This is a genomic window from Klebsiella sp. JN_Kp121 (assembly GCF_040062145.1).
GTDB classification, from domain to species: Bacteria; Pseudomonadota; Gammaproteobacteria; order Enterobacterales; family Enterobacteriaceae; genus Klebsiella; species Klebsiella aerogenes.
On sequence record NZ_JBEAHX010000001.1, the window covers coordinates 29,640 to 47,411 of the forward strand.

Annotated in this window: 16 protein-coding genes; 3 read left to right on the forward strand and 13 right to left on the reverse strand. The window is 54.6% G+C overall.

Annotation, left to right across the window (positions count from 1 at the left end):
• Positions 1-11 precede the first annotated feature (11 nt).
• The gene (gene pepD, locus ABLU86_RS00165) at positions 12-1,469 is read right to left on the reverse strand and encodes a cytosol nonspecific dipeptidase (protein ID WP_015368040.1); all 1,458 of its coding nucleotides are present in this window, start codon (positions 1,467-1,469) and stop codon (positions 12-14) included.
• A 257-nt stretch (positions 1,470-1,726) separates the two neighbouring features.
• On the opposite strand from pepD, the gene gpt reads away from it, so the two are divergent.
• The 3 genes from gpt to crl all read left to right on the forward strand — a co-directional run bounded on the left by gpt (position 1,727) and on the right by crl (position 3,993).
• Positions 1,727-2,185, forward strand: coding sequence for a xanthine phosphoribosyltransferase (gpt, locus tag ABLU86_RS00170; RefSeq protein ID WP_002889733.1), 459 nt, complete (start codon positions 1,727-1,729; stop codon positions 2,183-2,185).
• A gap of 107 nt (positions 2,186-2,292) precedes the next feature.
• On the forward strand, positions 2,293-3,537 hold the full coding sequence (gene frsA, locus ABLU86_RS00175) for an esterase FrsA (RefSeq protein WP_015368041.1): 1,245 nt from the start codon (positions 2,293-2,295) through the stop codon (positions 3,535-3,537).
• 57 nt (positions 3,538-3,594) lie between these two features.
• Positions 3,595-3,993, forward strand: a complete 399-nt coding sequence (gene crl, locus ABLU86_RS00180) for a sigma factor-binding protein Crl (RefSeq protein ID WP_015368042.1) — start codon at positions 3,595-3,597, stop codon at positions 3,991-3,993.
• A gap of 87 nt (positions 3,994-4,080) precedes the next feature.
• Here crl and ABLU86_RS00185 read toward each other — a convergent pair whose 3' ends face one another.
• Genes ABLU86_RS00185 through ABLU86_RS00240 form a run of 12 tightly spaced genes read right to left on the reverse strand, consistent with a single transcriptional unit; the run spans position 4,081 to position 17,687 of the window.
• On the reverse strand, positions 4,081-4,602 hold the full coding sequence (locus ABLU86_RS00185; protein ID WP_348796060.1) for a serine acetyltransferase: 522 nt from the start codon (positions 4,600-4,602) through the stop codon (positions 4,081-4,083).
• Between the two features lie 11 nt (positions 4,603-4,613).
• Complete coding sequence (locus ABLU86_RS00190) at positions 4,614-6,029, reverse strand: DUF4832 domain-containing protein (RefSeq protein WP_348796059.1); 1,416 nt, start codon at positions 6,027-6,029, stop codon at positions 4,614-4,616.
• 7 nt (positions 6,030-6,036) lie between these two features.
• Positions 6,037-6,450 (reverse strand): hypothetical protein, encoded by a 414-nt coding sequence (locus ABLU86_RS00195; RefSeq protein ID WP_015704480.1) that lies wholly within the window; start codon positions 6,448-6,450, stop codon positions 6,037-6,039.
• An 11-nt stretch (positions 6,451-6,461) separates the two neighbouring features.
• On the reverse strand, positions 6,462-7,562 hold the full coding sequence (locus tag ABLU86_RS00200; RefSeq protein ID WP_015704481.1) for a glycosyltransferase family 4 protein: 1,101 nt from the start codon (positions 7,560-7,562) through the stop codon (positions 6,462-6,464).
• Positions 7,559-8,773 (reverse strand): glycosyltransferase family 4 protein, encoded by a 1,215-nt coding sequence (locus ABLU86_RS00205; RefSeq protein ID WP_020079552.1) that lies wholly within the window; start codon positions 8,771-8,773, stop codon positions 7,559-7,561. Before ABLU86_RS00205 ends, ABLU86_RS00200 begins: the two co-directional genes overlap by 4 nt.
• Positions 8,754-9,779: a glycosyltransferase gene (locus ABLU86_RS00210; RefSeq protein ID WP_015704483.1), complete on the reverse strand. Its 1,026-nt coding sequence runs from the start codon at positions 9,777-9,779 to the stop codon at positions 8,754-8,756. Before ABLU86_RS00210 ends, ABLU86_RS00205 begins: the two co-directional genes overlap by 20 nt.
• A complete protein-coding gene (locus tag ABLU86_RS00215; RefSeq protein ID WP_020079551.1) occupies positions 9,772-11,154 on the reverse strand; it encodes a hypothetical protein in 1,383 nt (460 codons plus the stop codon). The genes ABLU86_RS00210 and ABLU86_RS00215 overlap by 8 nt, the downstream gene beginning before the upstream one ends.
• Complete coding sequence (locus tag ABLU86_RS00220; RefSeq protein WP_015704485.1) at positions 11,145-12,362, reverse strand: capsular polysaccharide biosynthesis protein; 1,218 nt, start codon at positions 12,360-12,362, stop codon at positions 11,145-11,147. Before ABLU86_RS00220 ends, ABLU86_RS00215 begins: the two co-directional genes overlap by 10 nt.
• A gap of 5 nt (positions 12,363-12,367) precedes the next feature.
• Complete coding sequence (locus tag ABLU86_RS00225) at positions 12,368-14,455, reverse strand: polysaccharide biosynthesis tyrosine autokinase (RefSeq protein ID WP_045413107.1); 2,088 nt, start codon at positions 14,453-14,455, stop codon at positions 12,368-12,370.
• Between the two features lies 1 nt (position 14,456).
• The gene (locus ABLU86_RS00230; protein ID WP_015368052.1) at positions 14,457-15,011 is read right to left on the reverse strand and encodes a polysaccharide biosynthesis/export family protein; all 555 of its coding nucleotides are present in this window, start codon (positions 15,009-15,011) and stop codon (positions 14,457-14,459) included.
• Positions 15,008-16,294: an outer membrane beta-barrel protein gene (locus tag ABLU86_RS00235; RefSeq protein ID WP_015704488.1), complete on the reverse strand. Its 1,287-nt coding sequence runs from the start codon at positions 16,292-16,294 to the stop codon at positions 15,008-15,010. The genes ABLU86_RS00230 and ABLU86_RS00235 overlap by 4 nt, the downstream gene beginning before the upstream one ends.
• Positions 16,284-17,687 carry an undecaprenyl-phosphate glucose phosphotransferase gene (locus ABLU86_RS00240; RefSeq protein WP_015704489.1) on the reverse strand — a complete coding sequence of 468 codons (1,404 nt, stop codon included), beginning with the start codon at positions 17,685-17,687 and terminating at the stop codon, positions 16,284-16,286. Before ABLU86_RS00240 ends, ABLU86_RS00235 begins: the two co-directional genes overlap by 11 nt.
• Between the last annotated feature and the right edge of the window lie 85 nt (positions 17,688-17,772).

A 17,772-nucleotide genomic window follows, 5' to 3' on the forward strand; every position in this document is an offset into this window, starting at 1 on the left:
CGGTATAGGGCTTACTTAGCCGGAATAGCTTTCAGCAGTTCGGTCAGCAGCGTCCAGTACTGGCCGACGCTCTCGATATGAACCTGCTCATCCGGGGAGTGCGGGCCGGTAATGGTTGGGCCGATGGAGACCATGTCCATATCCGGATACGGTTTTTTGAACAGACCGCATTCCAGGCCAGCGTGGATAATCTGGATGTTCGGCGTCTTGTTGAACAGACGCTGATAGGTCTCGCGCACCAGGTGCATAACCGGAGAGTTGGCATCCGGCTGCCAGCCTGGGTAAGCGCCTTTGGCTTCGGTTTTCGCCCCGGCCAGTTTGCCCAGCGAATCCAGCATGCTGACGACATAGTCTTTACCGCTGTCGATCAGCGAGCGAATCAGGCAGTGGATCTGTACGTTGTCGTCGGTCATGGTGACGACGCCGACGTTCAGCGAAGTTTCAACCACGCCTTTGGCGACGTCGGAGTTGCGGATCACGCCGTTCGGCGTCGCGTTCAGCAGGCGCACGAAACCGTCGCGGGAAGCCTGAGTCAGCGCCGCTTTATCGTTCGCGACCGCTTCCAGCAGGACGACCAGATTCTTCTCTTTGGCCGCCAGTTCGTTTTTCAGGATATCCTGGTAAGTATTCACCAGCGCTTTCAGCGCATCCGCTTTGTCCGCGGCGACGGCGACGGTCGCGAAGGCTTCACGCGGGATAGCGTTACGCAGCGTACCGCCGTTGAAATCGACCAGACGCAGATCCAGTTCATCGGCATGGCCCGCCAGGAAGCGCGCCAGCAGCTTGTTAGCGTTGCCCAGGCCGACGTGGATTTCACCGCCGGAGTGGCCGCCTTTTAAGCCTTTCAGGGTCAGTTTAAAGCTCTGGAAACCGGCTGGAATCGCTTCGCGAGTCAGCGCCAGGTTAGAGGTGAAATCGATACCGCCGGCGCAACCCATGTAGATTTCGCCTTCTTCTTCCGAATCGGTATTGATCAGGATATCCGCCTGCAGCCAGTTGGCCTGTAGACCGAACGCGCCATCCATACCGGCTTCTTCGGTCATGGTCAGCAGCACTTCCAGCGGGCCGTGGGCAACGCTATCGTCGGCCAGCACCGCCAGCGCGGAGGCCATACCAATGCCGTTATCCGCGCCCAGGGTGGTGCCGCGCGCTTTGACCCATTCGCCGTCGATGTACGGCTGGATCGGGTCTTTAGTGAAGTCGTGGACGGTATCGTTATTTTTCTGCGGCACCATATCGAGGTGCGCCTGCAGAACTACCGGCTTGCGGTTTTCCATACCGGCAGTCGCGCCTTTACGAATCAGAATGTTGCCAACCTGGTCGCGTTCCGCGTGTAAGCCTTTCTCTTTTGCCCAACCCATGATGTGCTCGGCGAGCTGTTCTTCGTGATAGGACGGGTGTGGGATGGAGCAAATTTTGGCAAAAATATCCCAAAGCGGTTGCGGGGATAATTGAGACAATTCAGACACGATGAGTCTCCTTACAGTCACCTGCAAAAGTCGTTTACAGGTCGAGGGTTAGCAATAAGATTCACTACAAGCTCGGGCTTGCGCGATGTGGTTGAGAATACCACTTTCCGCGCGCTCTGCTAGTGTAAAGCACGCAAAAAGCGTTGCCGGAGGCGCTTAATACTGGTTTTTAGCGCGTCAGGTCTCTATAATCTCGCGCAACCATTTTCCCCCTCGAACAATATTTAAGCCGTTATACACAGGCTGGGACAATTCACATGAGCGAAAAATACGTCGTCACCTGGGACATGTTGCAGATTCACGCCCGCAAACTGGCAAGCCGTCTGCTGCCGGTTGAACAATGGAAAGGCATCATTGCCGTTAGCCGTGGCGGTCTGGTACCGGGAGCTTTACTGGCGCGTGAACTGGGTATTCGTCATGTTGATACCGTATGTATCTCTAGCTACGATCACGACAACCAGCGCGAACTGAAAGTACTGAAGCGCGCTGAAGGCGATGGCGAAGGTTTCATCGTTATTGATGACCTGGTCGATACCGGCGGCACCGCCGTCGCTATTCGCGAAATGTATCCTAAAGCACACTTTGTCACCATTTTCGCTAAGCCGGCGGGCCGTCCGCTGGTTGATGATTATGTGGTTGATATCCCGCAGGATACCTGGATTGAACAGCCGTGGGATATGGGCGTCGTCTTCGTCCCGCCAATCGCTGGCCGTTAATTCCCGCCAATCGTGAATAATTACCACGCCCGGTTATGCCGGGCGTGGTTTTTTTTACCCTGACGCGGGTTACAATAGCGAAAGCAGCAACATGATGGAGGCGGCACATGTCACAGGCTAACCTTAGCGAAACGTTGTTTAAACCCCGATTCAAATACCCGGAAACCTCAACGCTGGTCCGTCGGTTTTCATCCGGCCAGCATCAGGGCATGCAGACCGCGCTGAGCGGTAATCACGTCGATCACTGGTATCGCTTAATCAATCGCCTGATGTGGATCTGGCGCGGCGTCTCGCCGCAGGAGATATGGGATGTCCAGGCGCGCATCGTGATGAGCGATGCCGAGCGCTCTGACCCGGAGCTCTACGATACGGTGATTGGCTATCGCGGCGGCAACTGGGTGTATGAGTGGACTAAACAAGCGATGATGTGGCAGCAAAAAGCGACTCAGGAAGCCGATCCTTTGCAGAGCGGTCGCCACTGGTTGCACGCCTCCAACCTCTATAGCATCGCCGCCTACCCGCATATCAAGGGCGATGGGCTGGCCGATCAGGCGCAGACGCTGGCCAATCGCGCCTATGAAGAGGCGGCGCAACGTCTGCCGGGCGAGCTGCGGGAACTGGAATTCGCTATCCCCGGCGGCGCCCCGGTGACGGGCTTCCTGCATATGCCGAAAGGCGAAGGCCCGTTTCCGACGGTGCTGATGTGCGGCGGTCTGGATTCGCTGCAAACCGATTATTACAGCCTGTATGAGAAGTATTTTGCTCCGCTGGGGATCGCCATGCTGACGCTGGACATGCCGTCCATCGGTTTCTCAACCAAGTGGACGTTGAGCCAGGACACCAGCATGCTGCATCAGTACGTGCTACAGCATCTGCAGAATGTCCCCTGGGTTGACCATACCCGGGTGGCGGCATTTGGTTTCCGCTTCGGCGCCAATATTGCGGTTCGTCTGGGGTATCTGGAGTCGCAGCGGCTGAAGGCGGTGGCCTGTCTGGGGCCGGTGGTGCACAACCTGCTGGTGGATCCGCAGCTGATGGCGCGGGTGCCGGAGATGTTCCTCGATGTGCTGGCATCGCGTCTTGGCATGCACGATGCTTCCGACGAAGCGCTGCGCGTCGAACTTAACCGTTATTCATTAAAAACTCAGGGCTTGCTGGGCCGCCGTTGCCCTACGCCGATGCTCTCCGGCTACTGGAAAGACGATCCCTTTAGCCCCGAAGAGGAGTCGCGGTTAATCACCTCCTCCTCGGCGGATGGCAAGCTGCTGGAGATACCGTTTAAGCCGGTTTACCGTAATTTCGATCACGCATTGCGTCAGATTGCCCGCTGGATCAACCATAGATTTGGTTAATATATTGCTAAATTTTATTGGTTTGGTAAAACAGTTGCATCACTAAAGGAGATCGCAATGACGTTACCGAGTGGACACCTGAAAAGTAAGCTGATTAAAAAATTCACGGCGCTAGGCCCCTATATCCGTGAAGGGCAGTGTGAAGAGAACCGCTTTTTTTTCGACTGCCTGGCAGTTTGCGTCAACGTTAAACCAGCGCCGGAGAAGCGTGAATTCTGGGGCTGGTGGATGGAAATGGAAGCACAGGAATCTCGTTTCACTTATAGCTACCAGTTCGGCCTGTTTGATAAAGAGGGTGACTGGCAAGCGGTCGACATCGACGATCCCGAGGTTCGTGAAAGACTCGAAAAAACGCTGCGTGAGTTCCACGAGCGCGCTGCGGCTCTGCTGGCAACGTTCAATCTGAAACTCGAACCGGCTGACGATTTCAGCGAACCGGTTCGCCTGCGCGCGTAAACCCGGCTTTTGGCATCCGCTTCCTGCCGCGGGAAGCGGATGACCGCCAACGATGATACTTGACATCAGGTCACGGCGCTTCAGCCGTTATTCCTGCACTTCGCGATGAGTTGACAACACCCGGAATGGCTGGCCGACCACTACCTGCCCGGCGGCCAGATCTTTCGTCACCACGGTACCCGCGCCAATTTTGACATTATCACCCAACGTCACCGGGCCGATGACCACCACGTGGGCGCCGAATTCGACGTTATTGCCAATCACCGGGCTTGCCCCTTCGCGGCCTTCGCTATCCGTCAGGCTGCCGATGGTGGCTCCCTGACGCAGGATACAGTTTTCACCGATGACGGTGCCGCGGTTGAGGACGATGCAGTGTGGATGGAACAGCCTCAACCCGTAGCCGATCCGCGTTTGCCACGGTAGTTCGACGCAAAACAGACACTCGTTAATCAGTTTATTGAGAATAACGAATGGCATGCCGAGCAGCTTGTAAAACGGGTTGCGGCTGCGATACATCGTCGCGAGGCGATAGAGCAGAATCGCGATTTTCGCCTTCATACTGCCGGTATGTTTGATCTCGCGGCGGACCTGGCTGATGGCATTAGGCATGAATTCTCCGTTTACTTAAGGGAAAAGGTGGTCAGTTGATACCAGCCGTCGGCGGTTTTACCCTGGTTGGCCAGCAGCAGCCGCGGCTTGCCCTGGGCATCGGTAATGGCGGTCTGCAACGTGTAATCGCCGGCGGGTAGCGAGGCGGGTAGCGTCAGAGTGACAGTGCTTTGCATCTCCCCCGGCAGCCAGCGGCGCACGTCATCCTGGGTTTTTACCTGGGTAACCGTGGCGCCGGCGGCGTTGACCACGCGCCATTGTACCGGGTAGAACAGGTAGGCTGGGGCGACGCCATCATTACGCCAGGTAACACTGACCGCTAACGGCTTACCAGCCTTAACCGGCGTTTCGAAGGCGAGTTTGTTGACCCGGAAACGGTAGCCGATTCGCAGTAAGGCTTTATCGACAATATCGCGGTATTCCGGCGGAATCGGTCGTGATTTCAGGTTCAGGCTGCTGGCGTGTTGCTGTAGCGCCCAGTCGAAGGTGGCCTGCACCTCTTCACGCGTGTAGTGCTGTACGCTCTGCCATTCGCTCATATAGCCGCAGATCTCAAGGCTGACGGGCGCCCGTTTCCAGCTATCGACAAACCCCGGCGCCGCGGCCTCAGCGGCGGCCAGACGCTGCGGATAATCATCGCGCATATGGCTCCATTCGCTGGAGAAGTTATGCCAGTCGCCCCAGCAGTCCGCCCGCCAGCCCGCGCCGCGGCGGCTGGCCCAGGCCAGCGAATCGCCGCCGCTAATCAGCATGACTTTCGGCGTTTTCGGGAAGCTATCGAAATGCATATCAACATAGCGATTGAGCTGCTCCGGCGTGTACTTCTCCATTAACGGCGGAATCTCGCTAAAGTTGGAGTTGTGCCATTCGCCCCAGGAGCCGACCATGCCGATATCGATAAAGGCCAGTTCCGGATTGCCGTCATAGCGCTGACCGAGGGCATTCAGCAGTTTCTGCGCATAGGTGATAAAAGTTGGATCGCTGAGATCCGGCACGAAGGATTTACCGTCGGCGACCCACTGTCCTTTGATCCCTTTGGCGATCAGCCAGTCGGGAATTTTCGATCCCGTTTGCGGCTCGTCGAGCGCCATTACCCGCAGGCCGACGTTCATGGTTGGCTGATGGCTGGCGGCGACGCTAAAAGCATTATCGATCGGCGCGAAATTGTAGATACCTTCCTGTGGTTCCAGCTCGCTCCAGTAGAAGCGATCGTACTCAAAACCAGTATCGGGATACTCGGCGCGGGTCGGTTTTTCACCATAGCCATCATGAAAGCTGGCGACGCCGATGCCCGGATTGGTGAGCAGGCCATCGAAAGGAGGCGGGGTGATGACCGTGGTTTGCGCGCCAACGGATGCTGACGCCAGCGCGCTGGCCAGTAGCAGGGCGCGAAACAGAGGAGCGCTATGCAGAGATAATATCGCCATACTCAATTCACTTTGTCATGTGGTCATGAAGATTAACAAACCACGTCCAGATACCGACGTGGAAATTTTTAAATACATCAATGCCTAACGCTGATTTCAACATATAGAGCGCCAGTAGGATCGACAGCAGGGCGAACACCACGCCAAGCGTAATCAGCAGCGTCGCGAAGATGCGTCCGAACAGAGTGCTTTCGCGCGAAACTTTGCGCAGATCCCGACCAAAAAGAAATACCACGAAATAGCGGCGATGCAGGAAGGGAAAGCTGTGGCGAAAATCGATGCGATGGCGTGACGCCAGGTTGGCGCGCACCAACGCCTGCTCGATTCCCCGTTTCTGCTCCGCGGTTAATGAGGTTTCAACCTCCTGGTCAAGCGCGGCATAGAAGCGCTCGACCACCAGTTCTGCTGTAGATTTCGGCACGAGTAACCTGCTTACGTTAAGCGCTGATAGACTTGCGCGGTTTGCGCGGCGATTTCCGGCCAGCGGTACTTTGGCATAAACTGGCTGTAATCCGCTTTTTCTCCTGCGACCCATTGTTGCAGTTTCTGCGTCAGACCCGGAACGTTGCCGACGGGAAAGTAGTCCGCTGGCGGCAGGCCAATTTCAAGGTTGGCCGGAATGTCGCTGACCACCACCGGCAGTGACCACGACATGGCCTCCAGCAGCGCGATCGGCAATCCTTCATGATAAGAGGGCAGCACGAATAGCCCGGCCTGCGAGAACAGCGTATGCAGCGGCGCGCCGCTGATAAAGCCGGTGAGGATGACGTTTGGCGTGGCGGTCGCCTGTTGCTTCAGGCGTTCGCTATATTCATCGGCGTGGTCGGCATCGCCAATGAGCACCAGCGGTACCGAACACCCGGCGGCGGCATAGGCGGCAACGAGATCGTGCAGTCCTTTCTCTTCGACAAAACGGGCCACGGCAACGATATACTGGCCCGGTTTTAGACCGTATTTATCGAGGATCTCCGCCTGCCGATCCGCAGGAGGCAGGTCGGCCTGGCGCACGCCGTTGTAGATAACATGGGCGTTATGGCGGCCATGCTTGTGCTTAATCAGATTATTGATGACCTCGGAAATGACGATCACTTCATTGGCGTATTTCACCGCCCATTTTTCGCCAAGGCGCAGCATCTCTTTGGCCATCCGGCCCCATTTCTGCCGATCGTAATCCGGGCCATGATGGGTAAAGACGACGCGTTTTCCCAGCAGACGCAGCAACGGCACCACCAGGCCGGGGCCGACGGCGTGAACGTGAACCACGTTGGAGCCGTCGAATAAGGTACTGAACGCCGCCAGCGCCGAGTGAATAATAGCCTCGAATTTACGGCTTTTCGGCGCCCACAGACTCTTGAGTTTAACGCCCTGATATTCGCTACGTCGGTAGTTCACATAGGGCGAGCGGGCGATCACGCAGACTTCCGCGCTGCCCTGGCGATAGATTTCCGGGTATAAATTCTGGCAGTGAGTTTCGACGCCGCCCTGCACATCGGGGATCCCGCGCGTGCCTAATACCGTGACGTTGATGGTCATTTTTTCTCCCCGACAAGTTGTTCATAAAGCGCCTGCAGCACCTGCATGTGGCGGGCGAGATCGTATTTTTCTTCCAGCCGCTGGCGGGCGTTAATTCCCATATTGCGGGCCAGCTCAGGGTCTGCAGCCAGTTTGTCCATCAGTTGCGCCAGCGCGTCGCTATTGCCGGGTTCAACCAGATAGCCGTCGACGCCGTCACGGATCTGTTCCGGGATACCGCCAATATTGCCGCCGATCACCGGGCGGCCAAAAGCCATGGCTTCGAGCACCGACATGGAGCAGTTTTCATAATATTCAGAGGGGACGACTACCGCGCGGGCCCCGCGAATAAGGTTATTCAGCTCCTCGCCGTGTTTCATATAGCCAAGGAACTGCGGGCCGCTGAAACGCGCGCGCAGGTCTGCGCCCAATGGGCCGTCGCCGACAATCTTAAGCGGCATCGCCTCCCGCATTTTTTGCTGCGCCTGCGCCAGCGTCGGTACGCCTTTTTCCCGGCTCAGACGGCCAATATAAAGAAAATAGTCGCCCGCAGTTTCGCCGGGCATGGTGCTATTGGCATCAATACCGTTGACGATCACTTCAATGCGGGCGTCGGGCAGCTTACGCAGCAGGGTCTGGCGCATAAACTCGCTTGGAGCGATGATACAGTCGAGCATGGCGTAATTTTTGGCGAACTTCTGCCAGTAGGCTTCCAACGATAGCAGCAGACTTTTGAAAGTATCGCCCTGCTGGCAGCGGTGACGAAAAGCGTTGATCACTGACCCGGTCAGACACTCTTCGCAGACATGACCATCGCGCAGCATGGTGTACGAAGGACAGACGATTTTGTAATCGTGGGCGGTGAGTACCGTTTTGCAGCCAAAGCGTTTCGCCACGCCGATAACGGCAGGCGTAAGCTGATGATAGATATTATGAAAATGAACAATATCCGGCCGCTCGCGCAACAAAAGCGTGTTGAGCTTCGCGCAGGCCTCGGCATTATAAATAAAGTCCACCCCAGCTTTGATTTTGCTCATCAGGCCGTGGCTGTCGTGGTAATCGACGTTATGGACGAAAAATTCCTCCCACGGCGACGGTTTATTTTCCGCGTGCAGCATGCTGAAGTCGACCACCTGGTAGCCGGCTTGCAGCATCGCGTCGCGCTCCTGAAAATAAACGGTTTCCGCGCCGCCTTTGATAAAGAAGAATTTGTTAACGAAGAGAATTTTCATTTTCAGTATCAATATGCTGTGGATTCGAGACGGTCACCGCCGGGCGTTTCATCGGATCGCGCACTGAATTAATCACCCCGCGCAGCAGCCCCGCTGAAAATAGCGATAAGTTAATCGCGCTCTGCACGCCATCGCGCAGCGATTTATTTTTAATGGCCTTCAGAGCGATAAACGCCAGCAGCGGCAGCAGGGCAATGGCGATAACCTTGCCATTGAAGGTCAGTAGACAAATCAGTAAAACCAGCAGATAGAGGGTGAAGAGCAGCTCATTACGTACAATCCGCAGCGCCGCCGGGAAATGGGCTTTACCCCAGCAGTTTCGGAGCAACTCGCCCGGCGCCCACAGAAAGCCGTTCTTCCAACGGTAGGCCAGCATTTTAAAGGTTGGCATGGTGTAAGAAGCGTGGCTAAAGTAGGGTGCCGCCAGGCGATGCAGTTTGTAACCTGCTGCTTGTAAACGAATGCCCAGCTCCGCTTCTTCGTAGCCGTGCAGGTTGAGGTTGGTCAGATAGCCGATTTTCGCGATCGCTTCACGACGATACAGGCCGCCGCCGCCCAGATGATCGGTGTCGCCCTGTGGATAGATCAGATGCAGGCGCTGCTTGCGCGATTTGAACTCATAGTTAGAGGCATCATCCATCTCGACGCTGCCGGCGACTCCCGCGTACTCCGGATGCGTTTCCAGGAATTCGACCGCGGTATCCAGAAAGCCCGGCTCCAGCTCCATATCGCCATCCAGCAGCAGCAGATAATCGCCTTCGCTATACAGCCAGCCCAGCTGGTGGCCGATACCGCAGCAGCGGTCGGCGGCGTTATCCAGACACACCACCATCGCGCCTTTCGCGATAGCCAGTTCGCGGGTGTTATCCGTTGATAAGCTGTCGGCGACGATGATTTGATGCGGGTACGGTTGCAGCTGTTTGCGCACGCTATCGATCGTTTTCTCGATGCCCTGCGCTTCGTTCAGGGTCTTGATGCTGACGGTAATGGATGGCGTTTTATTCATAGTGGGTACCGGAGTTAAGACGGACAGCGCGGTGGATGACAATCAGCGCCCCAAGGGATAACCATAATAAAAACTGTAGCATGGGAATGATCATCAGGATCTGGCTGTAGGGCAGGCTGAGCAGACAGCCGATAACAAAAACGTAGAACGCCGGCGCCGCGCTAAGGAGTTGCAGATCCTCAAGCTTGAGATCGTGGCGCGAAAAGGTCTCTTTCGGCCGCATGGCGACCAGGATGGAGGCGATGGTGCCAATGAACAGAATGATGCCGATAATCCCCACTTCCCACAGCAGCATGCTTAAGGCGGTGGAATCGAGGATCAGGTGATACCAGACGCCGATATAGCCCGGCGAGACGGTACTGCCGCTGTTGGTGGCGTTAAGACCGTAACCAAACAGCATGCCGCCAGGACCAAATAGTTCGTTATGCTGCAGCCAGAAGAAGAGGGTGGTAAAACGCCCCAGTTCGCCGCTGGGCATAATGTAGTTAGTATCAAAAATATAGCCCAGTGAATCGATAAACACCGACAGCGCGCTTTTGGTCGGGTCGCCGCCGAAGGCCGAGGAATAGTTGGAGGCCAACACGGTAATGGCGACAAAAATTAATAGCGCCATGCCGGCGGCGATGATCAGCAGCGATCGCAGGCTAACTTTACTCACGCCGCTCACGTAGCCGGGCAGGATCCACAGCAGGGCCAGCAGGAACGGTGACAGTAGAATGACGAATTTTACTTCCCCCACCACGCAGAGGAAGAAACCCAGCGCGATGTGGATCACCAGCGATTTAAATGAGCAGATGCCGTGCTTAAACTCTGACACTTTCATGAGCATGATCAGCAGACAGAACATCCCCATCGCCGCGGTGTTGCCGCCGCCCATCGGGTCGCCGCCGAAAGTGCCGACCACCGAGTCCCATTTCTCATCTTCGCCGCGAAATGCCACCCGTTTAGGCACCACGAAAATCACCTGATAGATAGCGACCGGGATCTGCACATAGTAGATCCAGTAGAAAAGCCGCGTCAGACGGTACAGCTGTGATTCACTAAACATCCCCAGCAGCATGCAAAACATCAGCAGCGAGAGCGCCAGCTCGTTTTTAAAGCCGACGATGGCGGTGACGACCCCTGACTGTAGTACCGTTGAGACCAGTCCGAGTACGATAAAGGTCAGATACAGCGCCAGTATTAGCTTTTCCCGCCCGGTGAGCGCCAGCGGCTGCGGGCGGCTCTGCATCAGGAGCAGCACCGCCATCACCAGCACCAGAAAAAATGGCAGCCACAGCACGGCCGCGATACCGGTGAAATACTGGACCGTACCGCAGAACACCAGCGTCATCAGGGCATAGGCTTCGAGATAGCGGCCGGTGTTTAGCTGCATATTTTCTGCTCCTGCAGCGAAAGCGTTTTCGCCCGCTGATTCATTTTGAGCAAAATGAACAAGTAACGCGCGAAGGTCAGGAACGAGAAGGCCAGCAGGGCGATTTCATAACTGACGCCAAAGTACGGCAAGGCGATGAAGGCGATGACGATAATCAGCAACTGCTCAATCTGAATACGCAAAAAGTAGCGCCGGGAGCCGAAGATCAGTTCGATCACCGTCAGCGGGCTGACCGCCAGCGCGGCGAACAGATAAGGCAGCATGTAGCGCGAGGTGGGGATCGAATTCAGCCACTCCTCGCTAAAGCCAAGGCGCATCACCAGCGGATAGAAAATCCAGATACCAAGGATGCAAACCGCGGCGGCGCCCAGCAGCAGCAGGCGAACTTTTTTATATTCCGGATAGTTAAAGGTGCGGTTACGAAAATCCATCGACCATTTAGAAAAGATGGAGTTGCGCACGGCGTTACCGATAATCATCACCGGCGACAGGCAGAAACGGCTGACCACCGAAAAGTAGCCGGCGACCAGCGGCGAGAACCAGATGTTAATCAGCATCGTCGGCAGGTTATTACTGGCCATCGCCAGTACCTCGGCGCTGCCGACGCGGCTGATATGCTGCCAGTGCTCGCGTAAAAAACGTACATTCGTCGCAATCGAAAAGTGGCGCAACGTTAAGCTTTTGAAGTTAAACAGGCGAATCAGGCAGGCGACCAGCAGCAGCAGGATGCCGACCATCCACGCCAGATAAAACAGCGTTGGGTTGGGCATCACCAGCAGCGCAATAGCGACCACCAGCGACACCGCAATGCGCTGGAAGGTCAGGAAAGGATAGTTACCGCCGCGCAGGGAAAGGTTTTCCGCCACCAGCACCAGCGCATAGCCAAAGGTCAGCAAATAGAGAAACGCAATGTTAAGTTCGAAGATAAGCCCGGTGATGACCGCCCAGGGGAGGGCCATCAGCAGACTCTGCAGCAGGCAGAACACCACGTTTTGCCCAAGCTCGTGATCCTCCTGACGGGGGATTAGCAACTGCGAGGCAAAGGTACAGACCTGCGCGCCGATCAGTACATTGCTGTAGATCATCGCGTAATGGCCGACCTCCGCCATCCCATAGCGATGAGAGATAAGCCAGACCGAAAAGGCGCCGATCAGCTGCGAAAGCACCGATGAACTGGCGATGGATGAAATACTCTTAATCAGATTCATAGGCGCTATTTCGGAGCAATGAGTTCGTGCATCTGGCGCTCAAGCAGGCGTTTACCTTCCTGCGTTTCCAGGTGTTCTTCGCGCACCTGGTTAAGCACGCTCGCCACCCGGCTACTACCCGCGCTCTGCAGACGTTGTTCCGCTTTGCGGATCCGCGGAGCCTGCTCGCCGGCCTTCACCACCATCAGAGTAATATCGCTTTGTGCCGCCAACAGCAGGCTATCCTGAGCCTGGTTCAGCGCCGGGGCGTCGATGATTAGCGTATCGTAAGTTTGATGCAACGTTGCCAGCAGCGCCGGCAGGCGCTCAGAAGTGAGCAATAGCAGCGAAGAATCGTTGAGTTTGCCGCGGGGCATAAAGTCCAGTTGATCATCCAGTTTGACGATGGACTGCTCCGGCATGCACTCGCCGTTCAGCAATTGACTGAAGCCCTGTTTATGTTGCGGAAATTTCGCCGATAATCCCTGAGTGGCCAGGTAGTCGAGGTCAATCAGCAGCGTTTTACGCGATTTGCTGGCTGAGCAGGCCAGCAGTTCGGCAATATACGAACTGCCGGAGCGGGATTGTACCGAAGTCACCAGGATGGTGGCGGGTTTATCGCGCTGATTGAGCAACGCCAGCCGCAGGCTGTGGATCATATCGGCGTAGAGCACGTTATGGAAAATCTGCTGCGCGTTTTCCAGATGCGCCAGTAGCGGAAATTCGCCGCTGGCATCGAGGGCGGTTTTCGCTTTGAGCTCGCTGAGGCTATTCACCGTTTTATCCAGCGCGGTACTGACTATCAGGTACATGATATACAGCGCCAGCGCCATCAGGGTAATCATCACGATCAACAGGCCGCGCTGGGGTTTAGATGGACGAGCCGGCGGTACGGCGGCGTCGTAAATGACTTCATCCGGTACCGAGAAGGTCTCTGACAATTTCTGCTCGTTAGCGCGCTGGTACAGTGATTTATAAAGCTCTTCGGTTTTATTCAGCGCGGTGGTCATGGTGTTGTACTGGTCGCGCTTGGCGCCGAGCGCCTGGAAATCGGCCTTCTGATCGTTGAGCATTTTTTGGTAGTGCTGCTCATCGTCGAGGGCGATTTGATACTGCTGGCGCAGGCCGTTAAACAGCTCGCCCAATACCTGGCCGAGCTGGGCATTCACCGCCTGCAGCTGCGCCTGGGCCTGCAGATATTTCGGATGCTGCGGGCCGTAGTGTTTGGCCGCTTCGGAAAGATTGCGCCGCGTCTGGATGAGCGCAATGCGTAAATCCTGCACCTGCGGATGGCCGGAGATTTCCGGCAGCGAGATAATCTGTTCTACCGGTTTACCCTGCTGGCGGCGGACCTTGTCCCATACCGTCTGCGCTTTCAGGCGGCGCTGGGTGGCGTCGGCCAGATGGTTAATCACAATCCCCAGCCGCTCGGTCTCATAACCATCCATGCTGCGGAAGGTTAGTAATCCGTTCTGCTTGAGGAAGTTATCGATGTCCGCCTTCTGCTGATCCATTTTGGTTTTCAGGTCGTCCATCATTTTTTCGTTCCAGCCCTGCGCCTGAAGCAAGGTGTTTTGCTTCTGCTGCAGGCTGTAATCGATGAAGGCCTGGGCGACGCCGTTGGCGATATCGGCGGCTTTCTGCGGTGATTTCGCTTCCATCGATACGGCAACCAGTTGGGTGGTGCGCACGCCGGAAATGGTCAGGCTTTTTTGCAGCGCCTGAATAGCATTATTAATACGCGCGGTTTCGTCGAGATTATCGCCGCCGTTAAATTCGTTATCCTGCTCCAGCTTTAATTTACGCACCGCGGCATCGAGCACTACTCGTGACCCCATTAACGCGTACTTGGTCTCGTAGTAATCGCTGCGCGTGGAATCGTAGTTTTCCAGTCGCGGCAGAGGAGAGACGTCCTGCGACTGCGCTTTGAACAGTACGGTAGCGGTCGCCGTGTAGCTGGAAGACATAAAGCGCGTCAGAATAAATGACGCCACGGCGGCGACAATCACCACCGCCAGGCACCAGATAAGCTTGTGCTTAATTTTGTTGAAATAAGGCGTGAAGTCGATAAAGCCTTCTTTCTTTTTCGCGTTTTCGACCAGTGAAATTGCCATATCAGAAGAAACTCATGCCAATAATGATGGTATCTCCTGCCTGCACGGAGGAGTCGGCGGCGACATTTTCCAGCAGCCTTCCGCCGCGGGCCTGTCGAATTTGAATATCATGACGATCGGCGCGGTCGGTGAAACCGCCGGCCAGGGCGATGGCTTTTTCCGCCGTTAAACCCGGCTCCCAGGCATAACCATCCGGTTTTTTCACTTCGCCGAGCAGATAAACTTTGCGGTATTCGGCGATGCTCACCGTGACCATCGGCGCCTGTAGGTAGTTACCGCGCAGTTTATCGGCGATTTCATTACTCACCTGTTCAGGCGTTTTGCCTTTTAACAGCAGCGATCCGATATAGGGGTAATCAATGCTGCCGCTATTATCGATTTTTACCCGCATCGTCAGATCCTGCTCCCCGGAGACCGCAATATTGACTTCATCGCCCTGGTCCAAAAGGTAGACGGCGTCCGGCGGCGTTTTAATGGTCTGCGGCGGCGTTGAACAGCCCGCCAGCAGTAGCGCCAGCAGCGGAAGCATCACCAGTGTCCTGTTTAAAAAGGTCATAGTTGTACCTGCGTCATAAAAATAATGGCCGAATCGTCGTAGCCCAGGGTGCGGTCAACCGCATGCGAGTAGTCCGGGCCAATATAAAAAGTGTCCGTATCTTTATTTGAGTGCATGGTGTTCCATTGCAGCTTCAGCTTAAAGTTAACCGATGGTCGGAAATCATAGTTAAAGGTCAGCGACAGCAGATTAGACTTATCTTTGCGCTTATTACTCTGATGCTTATAGTCTTCAGTGATATATGAATAATCGACCAGAGTTGAGAAACGATCCACCAGCCAGTGATGTTCATAGCCGACGCCGAAATTCGACACCAGGATATAGCCGCCGGAGTCGGTGGGGTCCTTGATGCGCTGGGAGCTGTGTAGGTTAACTTTCATTTGTTCCAGCGGTTTCCAGTCGGCGTTGATATCCCAGTTCAGGCCGTTAAAACCCTGTGAGTCCGGGTTATGGATAAAGTCTTTGTAGAGCCAGGCGACGTTACCGTTAATCTCCGTTTTACCCGACAGGCGATTCTTCATGCCGACCAGTAGATAATACTCATTGCTGTCTTTTAACGGATTCAGCTCGTAGCGGCGCTGGTTGGTGATAAAGCTATAGCGGTAGCGCAGCGTTTTGGCTTTCTGGTCAAACACTTCGGCCACCAGGCTGTTTTCATGCCACTCCTGATCGTGCATGTAATAGTTAAAGTCATCGCTGGCGTCTTTGATGCTGTCGAGGTCGCGAAAGCGCAATTGTTTATGCAGTAGCGCGACTTCAACTTTACCGCGCCCTTCCGGCGCGCCGTAGCTGTAACGCAGCTCGCTGTTAAAGAAGCGGGTGCCGATCGGCTTGTTGATGCCAAACTCTTTAAACTGCTCGGGCAAAAAGCCTTCGGTGGTGTCGCGGCCGCGCTCTTCATGACCCAGCGTCTCATCGAGATCCAGCGACAGCCCGTGCATGCTGCCAAATCGCCACTTGCCGTTAAACATAAAAAAATGGTTGTTGCGATTATCTGCGCTATCGTTGCCATAGTTGCGGTAATCGCCGGAATACATCAACAGGTAGCGGTCTTCATAACGTTCGCCGATAGCTTTGACGACAGGCTTAATATTCTGGTAGCTGGAGCCGATTTTATTTTGGTCGTAACGCTGCCAGGTCACGTTGTCATCGTAACCGATGTCATAACCCAACTGGCTCTCGAAATCGATGCCGGCAACCCCGGTATGCGGTTTTGCCTGCAGGTCTGCGTGTGCATAAGGCACAGACAGCAAACCGGCCAGAACGGCGAACCTAGAACGCATTTTTGCCAACAAAGCCCCGGAAGAAAGTCAAAAAGACGATTTTGAGATCGAGGAACAGCGACCACGACTGGATGTAGGCCAGGTCGTACTGAATTCGCTTCTCCATTTTGTCCAGTGTGTCGGTCTCACCGCGGAAGCCGTTAATCTGCGCCAGTCCGGTGATACCTGGTTTAACCTTATGGCGAATCATGTAGTTCTCCACCAGCACGCGGTACTGCTCGTTATGCGCCACCGCGTGCGGGCGGGGACCGACGATCGACATCCGCCCCTGTAGCACGTTGAAAAACTGCGGCAGTTCATCCAGTGAGGTTTTACGCAAAAACGCGCCGAATTTGGTGATGCGTGGATCGTTGCGAGTCGCCTGAGTGACCACGGCGCTATTTTCCATGACCCGCATGGTTCTGAATTTCCAGACTTCTATTTGTTTACCGTTGAGGCCATAACGATTCTGTTTAAATAAAATCGGCCCCGGAGAGGTGAGCTTGATACCAATCGCCACAAACAGCATCGCCGGCAGGCTAATTAAGGTAAAGAAAGAACCGAGAATGATATCTTCAATACGCTTGATGATTGCCCCTTCGCCATCAAAAGGCGAAGTGAAGATACTGATAGTTTGCAGATTGCCGAACATGCGCAGCTGGGAAATATGTGAGCTGTAAGAGAACAGGTCCGGTACCAGGAATACATCGACGGTTGTGTCAGAGAATTCATTGAGAAATTGCTTAATGCGCTGCTGTGCAACCATGGGGAGCGCGATATAAATTTCATCAACGTCGCCTGTCTTCGCCAGAGCCAGCAGATCGCGCGAGTTGCCTTTTCTTTCAATACTCATCAGCCGGCTATCTCGCTGGTTGTTGCGGTCTTCAAAATAGCTGATGATGATACCGCGTTGTGAGTACTCTTTTTGTAAAGCCTGCTCAATGGCCAGGCCCGCGGGCGTAATACCGAGAATCGCGACCCGTAACACCGAGTTAAACAGATAATGGGCAGTGATTGCCCGCACCACGAAGACAATGAGAAATATAAATATTGAGCATTTCGCCAGACTGGCGGCCAGCGGAATAAAATTAACGACTGATTGCGTATTAATTAACCACTCGGCGACGACGAAAAATAAGAATGAAACAATACTGCTCAGGCATACGCTTAAAATAAGCGCTGCTGATTTTGTGAAATAGTGCCCTTTAAATTGCCCTGAATACAAATGAAAATACTCATTAATTCTTATAAATACTAATGAATAGATAATTCCAACGAGCGCGGAAGCGGTTGTGGGTTCAGTATAAAAATATTTTAAATAGATAAAAATCAAAACGTTGACGGTGAGAAAGTCCAGTAGTTTTATCAACTTGCTATAACGGGAATGATAAATTTTTATATTGTTATCTGCCATTTTTTGCTCGTTTAAAATGAGTTATTTAAACATCGTTATGCTATTTTTTTAAACTAACTGGAAAGCCTGATAATCATTCACATTT